Here is a 16137-nt window from a genome sequence, read left to right as displayed (position 1 = left end):
CTACTTCTGCGCGAGCAGCCGCTCGACGCGCGGCTTGACCTCGGTGGCCAGCAACGTGATTGATTCCAGGAAGTGTTCCTGGGGCAGCCCGCCGATGTCGCTTTGCAGGAAGTGGCGCATGTGGCCCAGGTATCCGTGCAGGTGGACGATGCGTTCGGCGATCTCGTCGGGGGAGCCGACGTAGTAGGCGCCGGGGGCGGCCACCTGGGCGTCGAAGGCTCGTTTGTCCGGTTTCGGCCAGCCGCGCAGGCGTCCCATTTCGATGTTCAGGTTGTACCAGCCCGGGTAGAAGCGTTCCACCGCTTCCTTCGTGGAGGGCGCGACAAGCCCCAGCGCCGCTACCGAAACCTTCAGGGTCTGAAGTGCGTGTCCGGCGGCCGCCCCGGATTTGCGGTAGAGCTCTGCCAGCGGCGCAAAACGGTGCGGGGCACCGCCGATGATCCCATAGGAGACCGGCAATCCGAGCCGGCCGGCACGCGCCGACGAGGCTGCGTTTCCTCCGGTGGCGAGCCAAATCGGCAGTTTGTTCTGCGCCGGGCGGGGCACTACCGCCAGTTTCGCCAGGGCCGGGCGCGTGGTTCCGGACCAGGTGATGTTTTCGGAGGCGGAGTCGTTGATGCTCATGAGCAGATCCAGTTTCTGTTCATACAGCTCGTCATAGTCCTGAAGGTCAAAGCCGAAAAGGGGGAAGGTTTCGACCGAAGATCCACGGCCGGCGGTGATCTCCACCCGACCGCCGCCGGAGATGATGTCTGCCGTGGCAAATTGCTGATAAATCCGCACCGGATCATCGGTGCTGATTATGCTTGCCGCGCTGCCCAGCGTGATGTGCTTCGTGGCGGCGGCGGCCGCGCTGATCAACGCGCCGGGGGAGGAGGCCGGCATGGTGGTGGTGTGGTGTTCGCCGATTCCGAAGTAGTCAAGACCGCTGGCATCTGCATGCTTGATGGCTTCGAAGAGGTTGCTGATCGCTTGGGCGGTGGAACCTAGCGAACCGTCGGGGTTTCGCTGGGTGTCGCCGAAGCTATAGGCGCCGATATCCATGGTGGCAAGTTCCTTTGGGTGAGTCGGTTGTCGGGCTAGTTGGGGATGCGAACCGCATGCAGCAGCTCGTTGAGCTCGGAGGCGTTAAACCTTCCGTTGAAGATCTCGCTTCCCGGTTCGAAGTGCCGCCCGGCGGCCAAGTCACCGGCATCCACTGCGTCGAATCCGATATGTTCGATAAATCCGCGCAGCACCGTCTTGGCTGCGGAATTATCGCCGGCGATCGCCAGCGCCCTGCGTTCGCCGGTTGCGGCGGGAAGCGCGTCGGGTTCCATCTCGTGATAGCCGATGTGGTTGAAGGATTTCAGCACATGAGAGGCCGAGAGGAAGGCCGCCACGACTTCGCTAGAAGTCAGTGCGGTATTCACGAAGTCGGGGATCTCCCCGTCGGTGGCGGACCAGTAATTCATCGCGTCCACGACGATCTTGCCCGACAGCGCATGGGAGTCGAGGTCCTTGAACTTGTGCAATGGGATGGCCACGATGACCAGGTCGGCGGCGGCCGCTTCGGAGGCGTCGACTGCTTCGGCTCCCGGGGTGACGATCTCGATGATCAGCGAGTTTTCTTCGGCGGGTTTTGAGGTTGCGAGCTTAACTCGATACCCGGCCGCGAGGGCCAAACGGGCAATGGCGGTACCTACGCGACCGGCTCCAAGAATGCCGATAGTTGCCTGTGGGGCTAAACGGGCCCCTTCGAGTGTGTTCACCAAAGCCATCCTTCAAAGATTTATGCTGTTTTACAGACTATATTTGCGGCAGAACATCTTGGCAACCCCATTGCTTCGGATATGATGGTGATCATGAGCACCTCACGCAGCACACCCCTCGGCGCCCACCAGCCACTTCCCGGTTTCCTTCCAGGGGACCTCGGGTGGCACCTGGGGATGATTCTGCGCGGACATCAGCTCGCGATGGCGCAGAGCGTCGCGCCAGTGCCGGGGCAGGTGCGCGGATATCAGTTGCTTTCGACCGTGGTGCATCGCGATCCTGCGAACCAGCAGGCGCTCGGCTCCCACCTGGGGATCGACCGCACGGTGCTGACTTACCTGATCGACGAGCTGGTTGAAGCGAATCTGGTGAAGCGCGTTGCCGCGCCCAGCGACCGTCGCGCGCGCAAGATCATTGCGACCGCGCAGGGTGTCAAACTGCTCGAAGAACTCGAGGTGAAGGTGGCTGCGGCCGAGCAGGAATTGCTCACCGGCTTGAATGACGCGCAAAGCGCGCAGCTGGCCGGGCTTATCTCAACCCTGTCGGCAACGATTCACAACGCACAGCCCGGTGCGAACCCCTGTGAAGCCATGGATCAGCTGGGCTAGCTGGAACCGCGCGCTGGGCAGTGCGCGACCGATTCCTTGGGCGCCCCCGCAGTGCCGGCATCCTTTGGCCAAGGGGTGGCCCTCGGCAAGTTTGCTCGCGAGCTACGCCCGCCTATTTCCGTTGTCATTGGCTAGCGACAGTTCAATGAGTTTTGCGGTGCGGTAGGGGATGAGCTCCGCCATGGACAGTGCAGAATCCGCCCGATTGACCCCTTCGATACTCAGCAGCAACCCATGGACGCGGAAGAGCTCCTCGGCATTCGCCGCGGCGGCGCGCACCAGGATATCTGCCGAACCGGTCAGTCCGTGCGCTTCGAGTACCTCCGGAATCTCTTCCAGCTTTTTGGCAATGTCCTCTAAATGGCGCTGGTCCACATGCAGTTCGATAAAGGAAAGCAGCCCGAATCCCAAGGCGGTTGGCGGGATGCGTCGATCCACGGTGGAGAGAACCTCGGTCTCCAGTCGGTTGAGCCGGGACTGCACGGTATTTCGGCCCAGGCCCAGCGCATTTGCCAGCGCTGAAGCGGTCCGGCGAGCGCTGCTGGACAGCGATAGGAGGATCCGTCGATCGGTGGCGTCTAAAGGCTGCATAATGCGCACATTAGCACTCACGCAAGGGCCAAGATAGTGCGTTTTGCTTTAATTCTTTTCTTGCCATTGTGCAACATGTGCTATGTGAGTAGCATCACAGGTAGGTGGTAATGCTGAACCAGCCGTCCACCACTGACTACGCGAGAGTAAGGATGCCGATCGTGTCCACCAAGCACATCGACGTAGCCGCAGGTTGCCTACCTACGCACCAGCTGCTCAACGTCTCCGGAGAAAGAACTCCGGACGAAGAACTAGACCATCACCTCACCGGGCTTACCGAACAAGACCTGGCCGACTTCCTGCGCGACATGGTTGTTTTGCGTCGCCTGGACAATGAGGCCACCGCCTTGCAGCGCCAGGGCCAATTGGGCTTGTGGGCACCGTTGCTCGGCCAAGAAGCCGCACAGATCGGCTCGGTGCGCGCCACCCGGGACGACGACTTCATTTTCCCCTCCTACCGCGAGCACGGAGTTGCCTGGGCCAGGGGAGTCAAGGCGGAGGACCTGCTCAGCGTCTGGCGCGGCGCCACCGCCAGCGGGTGGGATCCGCACGAGGTAAATATTGCCTGCCAGCAAATTGTGATTGGCTCCCAGGCGCTGCACGCCGCCGGTTATGGCATGGGCATCAAATTTGACGGCGGAGAGCAGGTGGCCGTGGCCTACTTTGGCGACGGAGCCACCAGCCAGGGAGATGTGAACGAAGCGCTGATCTTCGCCGCAAGTTACCAAGCCCCGGTGCTGTTCTTCTGCCAAAACAACCAATGGGCCATCTCGGAGCCGGTAGCGCTGCAAAGCCGCACGCAGATCGCCGACCGCGCCAGCGGATTCGGCGTGAAGACCTGGCGGGTAGACGGCAACGACGTGCTCGCGGTCTATGCGGCGACCAAGGCCGCCTTGGCGCACGCCCGCCACGGGCTGGGCCCGACCTTTATCGAAGCCGTCACCTACCGCATGGGATCCCACACCACCGCAGATGATCCGACGCGCTATCGCAAGAACGCGCAGCTCGAAGAGTGGAAGGCCAAGGATCCGATCGATCGCTTGGTCAACCACCTGACGGTGCTCGGCGCGGACGTGCAGTCCTATCAGCAGCGTGCGCAGAACGCCGCGGACAAACTCGCCGCCGAACTGCGCGAAGCCATTACCAATATGCCGGATCCCGAACCCAGCGAGCTCTTCGAGAACGTGTACTCCGAGGACCATGAGCCCAACCGCAGGGAAAAGGAAAACTACCTGCAGTACCTCGCAGACTTCCAGGACGGTGAAGCATGAGCACCTCAATGATGAAGGCGCTAAACCAGTCCTTGCGCGACGCGCTGACCGAAGACGAAAAGGTGGTGCTGCTCGGTGAGGACATCGGCACCCTGGGTGGAGTCTTCCGCATCACCGACGGGCTGAAGGCGGAATTCGGCGAGCATCGGGTGGTTGACACTCCGCTGGCCGAATCCGGAATTGTCGGCAGCGCCATTGGCCTGGCTTACCGCGGCTACCGCCCGGTGGTGGAGATCCAGTTCGACGGGTTCACCTACCCGGCCTTCGACCAGCTGGTCTCCCAGCTGGCGAAGCTGCACTTCCGCTCGCGCGGACGGGTGAAGATGCCGGTCACCGTGCGCATACCCTACGGCGGCGGCATCGGTTCACCCGAGCACCATTCGGAATCACCGGAGGCGTACTTCTCGCATACCGCTGGGCTGCGGGTCTTCGCCCCGTCCAGCGTGGAAGATGCCTACGTGATGCTGCGCCAGGCGATCGACTGCGATGACCCGGTGATCTTCTTTGAACCCAAGCGCCGCTATCACGAAAAGGCGGAAGTCGAGCTGCGCACCCCGGAAAAGACCGGCTCGCCCAAGGCCAAGGTGCTCAATGTTGGCGATGACGTCACGGTGGTCGGCTACGGACCTACGGTCTACACCCTGAAGGATGCGGTGCTGGCGGCCGAGGATGAGGGCATCGGCTTGGAGGTCATCGACCTGCGCTGCCTGGATCCGCTGGATCTGGACACCGTCGCGGATTCGGTGAAGCACACGGGCAAGCTTGTGGTGGTCCATGAGGCTAGCCGCACCTCGGGAATCGGCGCGGAGATTTGCGCGCAGATCACCGAAACCTGTTTCGACTATCTGGAGCACGCGCCGATCAGGGTGACCGGTTTTGATATTCCCTATCCGCCTTCGAGGCTTGAATCCCATCACCTGCCGGATCTGGACAAGGTGATGCATGCCGTGGATACGGTCATGCGCCGCAACGAGACGCACACTGGAGGTGCCAAGTGATGGCTCCGAGTACTTTCAAGCTTCCCGACCTCGGCGAAGGGCTTACCGAGTCAGAGGTCTTGAACTGGAAGATCCAGGTAGGCGAACATGTCACGCTGAACCAGATCATCGCCGAGGTGGAAACCGCGAAGGCGGTGGTCGAGCTGCCCTCGCCATATGCCGGCATCGTGCAGAAGCTTCATGCCTCCGCCGGTGAAGTGGTACCGGTCGGCGGGCCGTTGGTGACCTTTGGAGACGAAGCCGCGGCGCCGGATGCCGATGCCCCGTCCGGCGATGACGGTGCCTCGGCGGAGCCCGGGCGCACGCCGACACTGGTTGGCTACGGTGCTCCAGCGGCCAGCGCAAACCGTCCGGCCCGGCGTGCTCGCGCAGGCGCAGCCTCCGCTTCGCCTGCCGCCGTTCCTGCGGCGCAGAATTCCGCCAGCCCAGCATCGGAGCAAAACACCGAAGCGGTCCCTGCCGGCGCTCGCCGGACGGCCACCCGCAGCACCCCGCCGGTGCGCAAGCTCGCGCGGGACCACGGGATCGAGCTTTCCGCCGTGCGCGGCAGCGGTGCCGACGGCGCGGTATTGCGCGCAGATGTCGAAGCGCTGATCGAGGCACCGGCCAAAGCGGCGGAGCCGGCGGCGGCGCCCGCGGTTGGCGCGGCCGCGGCCGATCGCCACGTGAAGATCAGCGCGGTGCGCCGCGCTACCGCGAAGGCGATGGTCGAGTCCGCATTCACCGCTCCGCATGCCACCGAATTCTTGACGGTGGACCTGACCGAATCGATGAAGCTCGTCGAGAAGTTGCGCAAGCACCCATTGCTCAGGGACGTGAAGCTGAACATCACGACCCTCACCTCACTGATCGTCACACGGCTGCTGGGCACCTACCGCGCACTCAATTCCCGGTGGGATGCGGCGAATGACGAGATCATCGAGTTCGGCTCGGTGCATCTGGGCATGGCGGTTGCCAGCGAGCGTGGGCTGCTGGTTCCGGTGGTCAAGGATGCCCAGACCAGGTCCTTGCGCGATTTGGCCGAGGAGCTGACGCAGCTCATCGACCTGGGCAGAGCCGGAAAGCTAGCCCCAGCCCAGCTGAGCGGAGGCACCTTCTCAATTACCAATGTCGGTGTCTTCGGTGTCGATGCCGGTACTCCGATCCTCCCTCCGGGGCAGTCCGGAATTCTTGCTCTCGGACAGGTCAAGCGCCGTCCGTGGGAGTTTGAGGATCAGGTGGCCCTGCGCCATACCTCAACCTTGGCGCTGTCCTTCGACCACCGCGTGGTCGATGGAAAGGAAGCTAGCGAGTTCCTCGCCGGTGTGGGCGCGGTACTGGAAGACCCTGGAATGATGAACATTTTTATTTGATTTTCCGAGGCTTTCATGAGTAAAAAATTGAGCTGATCGATGGATCAACTCAATTTCAAGCACTACTTTCATAGTTATTCATTGGTTGTTTCGCAATATTTGATGTAATCTCGTTCACTACGTGCTATGGCTCACAACTTGGAGCCCATGGCGTCTGTGAACTGCAGAAGCAGCAACGATCTGTTGAGGAGAAGAAGGATGCGATACTCGCACGCATCGAAGGCACTGGTTTTGTCCGCTGCCTTGGCATTGACCCTAACCGCCTGTGGCGGAGGGACTTCGGAAGAATCCGCCGGAGGCGGATCCGAGGGAGACGCCACCAAGGTCATCACCGCTAACACCACCGAGCCGCAAAACGGCCTGTTGCCAGCCAACACCAACGAAGTTGGCGGCGGACGTGTCATGGACCTGATCTTTACCGGTTTGGTCAGCTACGACTCCAAGGGCAAGCCCGTCAATGAAATCGCTGAGTCGATCGAGACTGAGGATTCCCAGAACTACACCATCAAGCTCGCTCCGGGGCACACCTTCTCCGATGGTTCCCCAGTGACCGCTGCTTCGTTCGTGGATGCTTGGAACTTCGGTGCCGCAGCCAAGAACGCACAGCTGAACTCGTACTTCTTCGAGTCCATCAAGGGCTATGACGAAGTCAGCGCCGAGGGTGCAACGAGCGAAGAGATGGAAGGCCTGAAGGTTGTCGACGACAACACCTTCACTGTCGAGCTCAGCCAGCCGGAATCCGACTTCCCGCTGCGTCTTGGCTACACCGCGTTCATGCCGCTTCCCGAAGCAGCATTTGAAGACCCGAAGGCCTACGGCCAGATGCCGGTCAGCAACGGACCATACAAGCTGACCGAATGGAACCACGACGTCAACCTGAAGCTTGAAGTCAACGAGTCCTACGAGGGCCCACGCAAGGCAGCCAACGGCGGCGTTGACTTCAAGGTCTACCAGTCGACCGAGTCCGCTTACCAGGACATTCTCGCGGGCAACCTGGACGTGCTGGACCAGATTCCGCCATCGGCGCTGGCCAATTACCAGGACGAACTGGGCGACCGTTCGATCAACGCTCCCTACGCCGGCAACGCAACCATCACCATCTCGGGCTACCTGGATCACTTCAAGCAGGGCGAAGAGGGCAACCTGCGCCGTGCAGCGATCTCGCGCTCCATTGATCGCGAGCAGATCATCGAAAAGGTGTACTTCGGCGGCAAGGTCAAGGCCGAAGAATTCACCGCTCCGGTGCTCGATGGCTACACCGCCGAGATTCCAGGCTCCGAGGTTCTCGACTTTGATGCCGATGAGGCCAAGAAGCTGTGGGACGAAGCCAACGCCATCGAGGCATGGGGTGACTCCGAAGAGTTCTCCATCGGTTACAACGTCGACGGTGCCGGCAACAAGGAATTCGTTGAAGCCGTCGCCAACCAGGTGAAGAACACCTTGGGAATCAACGCAGTGGCCAAGCCGTACACCTCCTTCAAGGCCTTGCGTGAAGACGTGGGCAAGAAGACGATGTCCGGTGCCCACCGCTCCGGCTGGCAGGCTGACTATCCATCGATGTACAACTTCCTCGGTGCGCTGTACGGCACCGGTGCAGGTTCCAACGACGGAGACTACTCGAACAAGGAATTCGACGACAAGCTCAAGGACGGGCTTGCCGCAACGGATCCGGCCGAAGGCGCAAAGATCTTCAACGAATCCCAGGAGATCCTCTTCAAGGATCTGCCAGCTATCCCACTGTGGTACCAGGCTGTGCAGGGTGGGTGGAGCGAGAACGTCGACAACGTGGAGTTCGGTTGGAACGGTGTTCCAATCTACAACGCCATCACCGGCAAATAGGTTCACTAGCTAAGCTGCCTGCTCAGGTGGGCTTCAGCTGAAAAACGTCTCAGGGAGACCCTGCACCATTTGGGTCTCCCTTTGGCGTGTCAGTCCTGCCTCTCCAAATGAACGTCTGGCGATCGCCGACGGAAAGAGGAAATAAAATGGCCCAGCGCCTTGCGACGTCTCGAGGTGAGACGCGCTCATGTTAAGTTTTACGTTTAAACGATTTCTGCAGCTGATTCCCGTATTCTTCGGTGCCACCTTGCTCGTTTACTTCCTGGTTTTTGCTACCCCAGGCGATCCGATTACCGCGCTCTCCGGCGGCAAGCCGATGACCCCGGCGGTGGAAGCCTCGCTGCGGGCCCAGTACAACCTCGACCAGCCATTCTGGATTCAGTACGGCTTGTACTTGAAGAATCTGGTCACCTTGGACCTGGGCATGTCCTTCTCCGGACAGGAAGTGCGTGACCTGTTAATTCGCGCATTCCCGGTGACCGCGCGACTGGCAGTCATGGCGCTGGCCATCGAAGCCGTCTTCGGTATCCTTTTCGGCGTCATCGCCGGTATGCGCAAGGGCAAATGGTTCGACTCAACAGTGCTGTTCGCATCGCTGATTGTGATCGCAGTTCCTACCTTCGTACTCGGCTTCGTGCTGCAGTACGTAGTCGGTGTTGAGCTTGGCTGGGCCAAGCCAACGGTTTCCGGCGGCGCTACGTGGGGCGAATTGATTCTTCCCGCCACAGTGCTTGGCCTGGTTTCTCTGGCCTATGTATTGCGACTGACCCGAACCTCGATCATCGAGAACAAGCAAGCCGATTACGTGCGCACGGCAACCGCCAAGGGCTTGAGCCGTGGACGCGTAGTCAACGTGCACATCCTGCGCAACTCGCTGATCCCGGTAGTCACCTTCCTGGGCGCGGACCTGGGCTCGCTCATGGGTGGCGCGATCGTCACCGAAGGCATCTTCAACGTCCCCGGCGTGGGCAGCCTGTTGTTCTCAGCTATCCGCAAGGGTGAGATCCCGACGGTAGTGGCCGTGGTAGGCGTGCTTGTGGTCGTCTTCGTGCTCGCCAACCTCATTGTTGACATGCTTTACGCTCTGCTTGACCCAAGGATCCGATATGCCTGAGAACCAGAATCCTAATCCTGAGGCCGGATTGCCCATCGGCAAAAACCGTGCCGGCAAGATCTCCAAATACCATATTCCACACTTCGTTGCACCGCTGGATGAAACCCCCTTGCAGGGAGTCGACGCGGTCAAGGAAACCGGGAAGCCGCTGTCCATGTGGGGCGAGGCTTGGCGTTCGTTGCGCAAGCGCCCGCTGTTCATTGTTTCGGTTATTCTGATCGTATCGGTGCTCGTCGTCGCAGCTTTCCCAAGCTTGTTCAGCAGCACCGATCCGACCTATTGCGCGTTGGAGAACTCCAATGAAGGTTCCCGTGCTGGGCATCCGATGGGCTTCAACTTCCAGGGCTGCGATGTGTATGCCCGAGTAATCCATGGCACGCGCGCCTCGCTGATGGTTGGAGTGTTCACCACGCTCTTCGTCGTGATTCTCGGCGGTGCCATTGGCGCGCTGGCCGGCTTCTACGGCGGTTGGCTGGATATCATCTTGGCCCGCCTGGGTGATATTTTCTTCGCACTGCCGTTGATTCTCGGTGCGATCATCGTGATGCAGCTTCCCGCCTTCCGGGAAAACCGAAGCGTGTGGACGGTTATCATCACACTCTCCATCTTCGGCTGGCCACAGGTCGCCCGCATCACCCGCGGTGCGGTCCTGGAAGCCCGGAATGCCGACTTCGTCAAGGCCTCCCGGGCCTTGGGGCTCTCAAGGTTCAACTCATTGGTACGGCACGTCATCCCGAACGCCATGGCTCCGGTGATCGTCGTGGCAACCGTGAACCTCGGTATCTACATCGTTGCCGAATCCACGCTGTCCTTCCTTGGGCTGGGGCTTCCGCCAGATGTGATGAGCTGGGGCAACGATATTGCCGCAGCGCAGAATCAATTGCGAAATAATCCGATGATGCTGATGTGGCCTGCATTGTTCTTGTCCCTCACGGTATTGAGCTTCATCATGCTCGGCGATGCAGTGCGTGATGCACTGGATCCAAAGACCCGAAAGGGGAACTAGCTATGGTGCAGAACGCAGATCCAAAGCCCCTGCTGGAAATCAAAGACCTGGCCATTACCTTCAGTACTCCTGATGGCCCGGTCAACGCGGTGCGCAACGCAAACCTGACGGTGATGCCGGGGGAGACCGTGGCCATCGTGGGCGAGTCCGGATCGGGCAAGTCCACGACCGCCTTGGCCGCCATCGGCTTGCTTCCGGGAAATGGCGAAGTCTCCGCCGGTCAGATTCTCTTTGACGGTGAAGATATCTCCAAGGCCAGCGAAAAGCGTTTCGTCGAGCTGCGTGGTAACCACATCGGCATGGTCCCGCAGGACCCGATGAGCAACCTGAATCCGGTCTGGAAGATCGGTTTCCAGGTGAAAGAAACCCTGAAGGCCAACGGACTGGCGGGGAACAACCCGAAGCAGCGTGTTGCCCAGGTATTGTCGGACGCCGGTCTTCCGGATGCGGCAACCCGGGCGAATCAGTACCCGCACGAGTTCTCCGGTGGCATGCGCCAGCGAGCGCTGATCGCCATTGGCTTGGCCTGCCGTCCACGGCTGCTTATTGCCGATGAACCAACCAGCGCGCTGGACGTCACCGTTCAGCAGCAGATCCTGGATCACCTGGATACCATGACCAGTGAACTGGGCACGGCGGTCCTGCTGATCACCCACGATCTGGGTCTGGCAGCAGAGCGTGCCGAGAAGGTCATCGTGATGTACAAGGGGCAGGTCGTCGAATCTGGCCCGGCCCTGGAATTGCTGCGCAATCCGCAGCACCCGTACACCAAGCGACTGATCAATTCGGCGCCGTCTCTGGCCGCCCAGCGTGGCGACAAGCACGAGCTGGCGGTAGACCAAGTCGCGGCGCAGAAGACTGAGCCGCTGCTGAAGATTTCGAACCTGACCAAGGTGTTCGACATCCGCAGGGGCTTCGGGCGCAAGGACAAGTTCACCGCGGTGGACAAGGTCTCCTTTGAGATCCCGAAGGGCACGACCACCGCGGTGGTGGGCGAGTCCGGTTCGGGCAAGTCAACGATCGCGCAGATGGTGCTCAACCTGCTGGATGCAACCTCCGGTGACATCGTCTTTGACGGGCAGGCCATCGGCAAACTCAGCGAGCGCGATCTGTTCAAGTACCGCCGCCGTGTGCAACCGATCTTCCAGGATCCCTATGGTTCCTTGGACCCGATGTATTCCATTTTCCGCACCATCGAGGAGCCTTTGCGCATCCACGGTATCGGAAATCAGGCTTCCAGGGAGAAGAAGGTCAAGGAGCTGCTGGACCAGGTTTCCATGCCGGCTTCGACGATGCACCGTTTCCCGAATGAACTTTCCGGCGGTCAGCGCCAGCGTATTGCGATCGCACGTGCGCTGGCCTTGAAGCCGGAAATGATCGTCTGCGACGAGGCTGTGTCGGCGCTGGACGTGCTGGTGCAGGCTCAGGTGCTGGAGCTGCTGGACGAACTGCAGCGCGAGCTAGGACTCACCTACCTGTTCATCACCCACGACCTGGCGGTCGTGCGCGAGATCGCAGATAACGTGTGCGTGATGGAGCACGGACAGATGGTTGAGCAGGGGACGGTGGATGAAATCTTCGAGAACGCGAAGAGCGACTACACCCGCAATCTGCTGGCGGCGATCCCGGGTGCAAGCCTGATCTAGGCGCTTTCAACGGCCTATTTCCCGTCCATTTCAGGGCAGTGACTTCATATAGAAGTCGCTGCCCTGAGTCCGTTAAAAATGACTTATTCAAGAAATGTTTCAGTTTTTGGGGATGTGAAATAAATGTTGCAAAAACGTTATAAATGAGTTTGCCAACCGTCGCGCCGAAGTGCGTCTTCTGATTGAAAAAACCCAATGTGAAAGAAATCCTTGAAATCTCGCGGATGTGAGCCGGATCTCTAAACTGATCGGTAACAAGGCGATTGTAACCAGATTGTTTCCCGGGGCCACTTGGTAGATGTGAAACGCATCTTTCTATATCCAAGATGGCAAAATCCGGTTAGTCTATTGCTCAATGGTTCCATCAGGTGATGTGTTCCACACTGAGCTTCATGGTTCAGAACTCGTATCGTTCAAATTCTCAAGGAGGCGGAATGCGATTCCAACGTGTTTCGAAGGCAGTAGCAGTAGGCGCAGCGATGGCTCTGGCGCTGTCCGCATGTGCACCGGGCGGCGGTGGCGACCCAGCGGCATCCGAGTCGGGTGCAGCTGGCGGCAACGGGTCGGCAGAAGTTACCAACAGCGGCCTCGCGGATCTGGGGGATATCACCACCAAGGACGGCGCCATCAACGTGTCGATCGGTGCGCCGGAGTTCCTCAGCTACAACGGCTTCACCCCGAACACCTACTCGACCTATAACTCCGGGATCGTGGACCGCATGTTCGCAGGCTTCTCGTACTTCGGTACCGATGGAACCCTGTACCCGAATGAAGATCTCGGCTCCTACGAGAAGGTCAGCGATGATCCGCTGACGATCAAGTACACCATCAATGAGAACGCCGTTTGGTCCGACGGAACGCCAATCACCGTCGCCGACTCGGTGCTCGCCTGGGGCGTGCAGAACCTGAACCTGAACGAAGGCGGCGACAAAGAGAAGCCATTGTTCAACTCGGTCTCCGTCGACTTGGGCGACACCGTGCCAAAGGGCCCGCAGGGCGATGTTGCAGGCAAGGAATTCACCGTCGAATTCGCCGCTCCAGATCCGGACTGGGCCCTGCAGTCCTGGATGCTCCACCCAGCACACGTGGTGGCCAAGGAAGCCGGCATGAGCACCGAAGAGCTGGCCAACGCCATTCTCGCCGGCGAATCCGACAAGCTGAAGGAGGCCGCCGAGTTCTGGAACGAAGGTTGGGTGACTAATCCGGGCACCCTGCCGGACGAAGCGATCAGTCCCGTTTCCGGACCGTACAAGCTCGGTTCCTGGAAGGCCGGCGAATCGGTCACCCTGGTCGCCAACGAGGAGTACTACGGAACTCCAGCGGCAACCAAGGAACTGACCTTCCGCTTCGTTGAAGATGCTGCCATGGTGCAGGCCCTGCAGAACAAGGACCTCGACGTCATCAACCCGCAACCGACGGTTGATACCCTTTCCCAGCTTGAGGCCTTGGGCGATCAGATCAACATCCAGAAGGGCGACACGCTGACTTGGGAGCACCTGGACTTCAACTTCACTGAGGGCAACGCGTTCACCAACTTGGAATTGCGCAAGGCCTTCGCCATGTGCGTCCCTCGCCAGAACATCGTTGACAACCTGATCAAGCCGCTGAACCCAGAGGCTATTGTCATGAACGCCCGCGAGGTCTTCCCGTTCCAGGACAACTATGAAGACGTCGTCTCGGCTTCCTATGACGGACGCTACGATGAGGTCGATATCGAAGGCGCGAAGAAGATCCTGGAAGAGCAGGACGCAGTGGGCACGAAGGTGCGCATCGGCTACTCCGCTCCGAACGAGCGCCGTACCAACCAGGTCGCAGCCATCAAATCCTCCTGTGATGAGGCTGGATTCGAGATCGAGGATGACGGCGATGCGAAGTTCTTCGCACCGGGCGGCGCCCAGGATCGCGGCGACTATGAGGTAGCACTGTTCGCTTGGGCGGGTTCCGGCCAGATTTCTTCGGGCCAGAACATCTACGCAACCGGCAAGCCGCAGAACTTCGGCAAGTACTCCAACGAACAGGTAGACGCCGAGTGGGAGACCTTGGCAACTTCGCTGGATCCGGCCGTGCACCAGGAGCAGGTCAAGAAGATCGAGAAGCTCTTGTGGGATGACCTCTACGGCATTCCAGTCTTTGCCCACCCAGGCCTGAGTGCCTCGGGCTCAGATATCCAAAATGTCCGCCACACCGCGACCCAGGACCAGATCGTCTGGAACGCAAATCAGTGGGTACGTGCAGAGTAACTGCCGGTAGGCACAGAACTCAGACACCGTGAGTGAACGACTGCGGGGCCCGATAGATCGTCGGGCCCCGCAGTGTGTCCACCACATCCCCACAACGGTTCAGAATCGCCACCACCCTGGGCGCCGCGAATCGTTCGGTGACAACGAAAGTAGGACATAGACGCCGTGTTGAAATTCATCGCCAAGCGACTTGGATCGGCCCTCGCAGTGCTGTTTGCAGCCTCGCTGCTGCTGTATATCCTCGTCATTAACTCCGGTGATCCGCTCAAGGATCTGCGCGAAAGCAACGCCGATAATCGCGAGTATCTGATGGCCCAACGCATCGAGTACATGGAGCTGGACCAGCCCTGGTACCTGCGCTACTGGGACTGGCTGACCGGCGTTTCAAAGTGCTTTGTCGGCCAGTGCGACCTAGGACGGAATATCAACGGCGTGGAGGTCTCCGGATTGCTGGCAAATGCCGCATCCTCGACCCTGCGACTGGTGCTGATCGCCACCCTGATCGCAGCGATCTTGGGTATCGCCATCGGTGTGCTCACCGCGGTGCGCCAATACTCGGGTCTGGACTACACCGTCACCTTCCTGACCTTCCTCTTCTTCTCCCTTCCGGTGTTCTGGGCAGCGGTGCTGCTCAAGGAATACCTCGCTATCGGATTCAACGACTGGATCGCGGCACCGGATATCTCCTTGGGAACCTCAATACTTGTCGGTATGATCTTAGGGCTGATCCTGCAGACGTTCCTCGCCGGATCGCTCAAGCGCCGCATGCTGACCTTCGCGGTGGTCACCGTCTTCGTGCCGCTGGCCATGCAGTATTCGCTGTGGCTGAACTTCTACCGCTACCCGCAAATGGGACCGGCATTCATCGTGGTGCTCACCGCGCTCGTCGCCCTCTCGGCCACCGCGATGAGCACGGGACTGAAGGAAAAGCGAGTGCTGTATCCGGCGCTGATCACCGTGGCGCTCGTGCTGATCGCCTACTACGCGACCTTCTACCTGATGGCCGAACCGAACACCTGGATCCTGCTGGGCGGCTTAATCCTCGCGGTGCTGTTGCCCGCGCTGGTCGGACGTTTCATGGGCGGGCGGCTGCGCAAGGTCGCCGCCAGCGTCGCGATGGCCACTGGCTTTGTCGGAGCCGCACTGACCGTGGTCGATCACCTGTTCCGTGCTTGGCCAGGCTTCCTGGACAACAAGGGACGCCCGATCTCCACCATCGGCTCCTCTACGGCGAACTTCGAGGGCGGCTACTGGGACCACTTCCTGGACAATGGCACCCAGCTGCTGCTGCCCACCATTTTGCTGGCAATCATCTCGCTGGCAAGCTACTCGCGCTACACCCGTTCGTCGATGCTCGAAGTTCAGCAGCAAGACTACATTCGCACCGCCCGCTCCAAGGGCCTGAGCGAACGCACGGTGATTTTCCGCCACGCATTCCGCAACGCCATGATCCCCATCGCTACCATCGCAGCCTTCGACTTCGCCGGGCTGATCGGTGGCGCGGTGATTACCGAGCGGGTGTTCGGTTGGAAAGGCATGGGCGAAATGTTCGCCACCGGTCTGGACCGGGTGGATGCCAACCCGGTGATGGCCTTCTTCCTGGTCACCGGCACCGCAGCAATTCTCTTCAACCTGATGGCAGACATTGTTTACGCCCTGCTCGACCCGCGCATTCGCGTCTAGGCGGCCATGACAATTCACACCAATCGTGTCTGGGACA

13 protein-coding genes are annotated in these 16137 nt (G+C 60.2%); 10 read left to right on the top strand and 3 right to left on the bottom strand.

The window, feature by feature from the left end; genetic code table 11:
• Positions 1-1044, bottom strand: a complete 1044-nt coding sequence (locus tag ACT3UA_RS16560; RefSeq protein WP_096287342.1) for an LLM class flavin-dependent oxidoreductase — start codon at positions 1042-1044, stop codon at positions 1-3.
• Between the two features lie 35 nt (positions 1045-1079).
• Positions 1080-1751, bottom strand: coding sequence for an NADPH-dependent F420 reductase (locus tag ACT3UA_RS16555; protein ID WP_255248473.1), 672 nt, complete (start codon positions 1749-1751; stop codon positions 1080-1082).
• A 93-nt stretch (positions 1752-1844) separates the two neighbouring features.
• Here ACT3UA_RS16555 and ACT3UA_RS16550 point away from each other — a divergent pair, with 93 nt between their 5' ends.
• Positions 1845-2360: a MarR family winged helix-turn-helix transcriptional regulator gene (locus ACT3UA_RS16550; RefSeq protein ID WP_176484219.1), complete on the top strand. Its 516-nt coding sequence runs from the start codon at positions 1845-1847 to the stop codon at positions 2358-2360.
• A 102-nt stretch (positions 2361-2462) separates the two neighbouring features.
• On the opposite strand, the gene ACT3UA_RS16545 is transcribed toward ACT3UA_RS16550, so the two are convergent.
• A complete protein-coding gene (locus ACT3UA_RS16545) occupies positions 2463-2951 on the bottom strand; it encodes an Lrp/AsnC family transcriptional regulator (RefSeq protein ID WP_096287769.1) in 489 nt (162 codons plus the stop codon).
• A gap of 152 nt (positions 2952-3103) precedes the next feature.
• Between ACT3UA_RS16545 and pdhA the strand changes: the two genes are divergently transcribed.
• The 9 genes from pdhA (at position 3104) to ACT3UA_RS16500 (ending at position 16100) form a co-directional block, all read left to right on the top strand.
• Positions 3104-4222 carry a pyruvate dehydrogenase (acetyl-transferring) E1 component subunit alpha gene (gene pdhA / locus ACT3UA_RS16540; RefSeq protein ID WP_444617430.1) on the top strand — a complete coding sequence of 373 codons (1119 nt, stop codon included), beginning with the start codon at positions 3104-3106 and terminating at the stop codon, positions 4220-4222.
• Entirely contained in the window at positions 4219-5220 is a 1002-nt protein-coding gene (locus ACT3UA_RS16535; RefSeq protein ID WP_096287334.1) for an alpha-ketoacid dehydrogenase subunit beta, read from the top strand. The genes pdhA and ACT3UA_RS16535 overlap by 4 nt, the downstream gene beginning before the upstream one ends.
• The gene (locus ACT3UA_RS16530; protein ID WP_444617426.1) at positions 5220-6572 is read left to right on the top strand and encodes a dihydrolipoamide acetyltransferase family protein; all 1353 of its coding nucleotides are present in this window, start codon (positions 5220-5222) and stop codon (positions 6570-6572) included. Before ACT3UA_RS16535 ends, ACT3UA_RS16530 begins: the two co-directional genes overlap by 1 nt.
• A 198-nt stretch (positions 6573-6770) precedes the next feature.
• Positions 6771-8411 (top strand): peptide ABC transporter substrate-binding protein, encoded by a 1641-nt coding sequence (locus tag ACT3UA_RS16525; protein ID WP_444617424.1) that lies wholly within the window; start codon positions 6771-6773, stop codon positions 8409-8411.
• A gap of 187 nt (positions 8412-8598) precedes the next feature.
• Positions 8599-9525, top strand: coding sequence for an ABC transporter permease (locus tag ACT3UA_RS16520; RefSeq protein ID WP_105553716.1), 927 nt, complete (start codon positions 8599-8601; stop codon positions 9523-9525).
• Positions 9518-10531 (top strand): ABC transporter permease, encoded by a 1014-nt coding sequence (locus ACT3UA_RS16515; RefSeq protein ID WP_105649308.1) that lies wholly within the window; start codon positions 9518-9520, stop codon positions 10529-10531. The genes ACT3UA_RS16520 and ACT3UA_RS16515 overlap by 8 nt, the downstream gene beginning before the upstream one ends.
• Before the next feature lie 2 nt (positions 10532-10533).
• The gene (locus ACT3UA_RS16510) at positions 10534-12177 is read left to right on the top strand and encodes an ABC transporter ATP-binding protein (RefSeq protein WP_105553714.1); all 1644 of its coding nucleotides are present in this window, start codon (positions 10534-10536) and stop codon (positions 12175-12177) included.
• A gap of 434 nt (positions 12178-12611) precedes the next feature.
• Positions 12612-14417 carry an ABC transporter family substrate-binding protein gene (locus ACT3UA_RS16505; RefSeq protein WP_096287330.1) on the top strand — a complete coding sequence of 602 codons (1806 nt, stop codon included), beginning with the start codon at positions 12612-12614 and terminating at the stop codon, positions 14415-14417.
• A gap of 165 nt (positions 14418-14582) precedes the next feature.
• On the top strand, positions 14583-16100 hold the full coding sequence (locus ACT3UA_RS16500) for an ABC transporter permease (protein WP_105553713.1): 1518 nt from the start codon (positions 14583-14585) through the stop codon (positions 16098-16100).
• Positions 16101-16137: the final 37 nt, after the last annotated feature.

This window comes from Glutamicibacter sp. 363, assembly GCF_052379505.1.
GTDB lineage: Bacteria > Actinomycetota > Actinomycetes > Actinomycetales > Micrococcaceae > Glutamicibacter.
The sequence above is the reverse complement of the archived record's forward strand: the minus strand, read 5'-3'. Positions and strand labels throughout refer to the sequence as shown.

Coding starts and splice junctions, on each gene's coding strand:
- ACT3UA_RS16560 (WP_096287342.1), bottom strand. CDS start 1,044: ATGGATATCGGCGCCTATAGCTTCGGCGACACCCAGCGAAACCCCGAC.
- ACT3UA_RS16550 (WP_176484219.1), top strand. CDS start 1,845: ATGAGCACCTCACGCAGCACACCCCTCGGCGCCCACCAGCCACTTCCC.
- ACT3UA_RS16545 (WP_096287769.1), bottom strand. CDS start 2,951: ATGCAGCCTTTAGACGCCACCGATCGACGGATCCTCCTATCGCTGTCC.
- pdhA (WP_444617430.1), top strand. CDS start 3,104: ATGCCGATCGTGTCCACCAAGCACATCGACGTAGCCGCAGGTTGCCTA.
- ACT3UA_RS16535 (WP_096287334.1), top strand. CDS start 4,219: ATGAGCACCTCAATGATGAAGGCGCTAAACCAGTCCTTGCGCGACGCG.
- ACT3UA_RS16530 (WP_444617426.1), top strand. CDS start 5,220: ATGGCTCCGAGTACTTTCAAGCTTCCCGACCTCGGCGAAGGGCTTACC.
- ACT3UA_RS16525 (WP_444617424.1), top strand. CDS start 6,771: ATGCGATACTCGCACGCATCGAAGGCACTGGTTTTGTCCGCTGCCTTG.
- ACT3UA_RS16520 (WP_105553716.1), top strand. CDS start 8,599: ATGTTAAGTTTTACGTTTAAACGATTTCTGCAGCTGATTCCCGTATTC.
- ACT3UA_RS16515 (WP_105649308.1), top strand. CDS start 9,518: ATGCCTGAGAACCAGAATCCTAATCCTGAGGCCGGATTGCCCATCGGC.
- ACT3UA_RS16510 (WP_105553714.1), top strand. CDS start 10,534: ATGGTGCAGAACGCAGATCCAAAGCCCCTGCTGGAAATCAAAGACCTG.
- ACT3UA_RS16505 (WP_096287330.1), top strand. CDS start 12,612: ATGCGATTCCAACGTGTTTCGAAGGCAGTAGCAGTAGGCGCAGCGATG.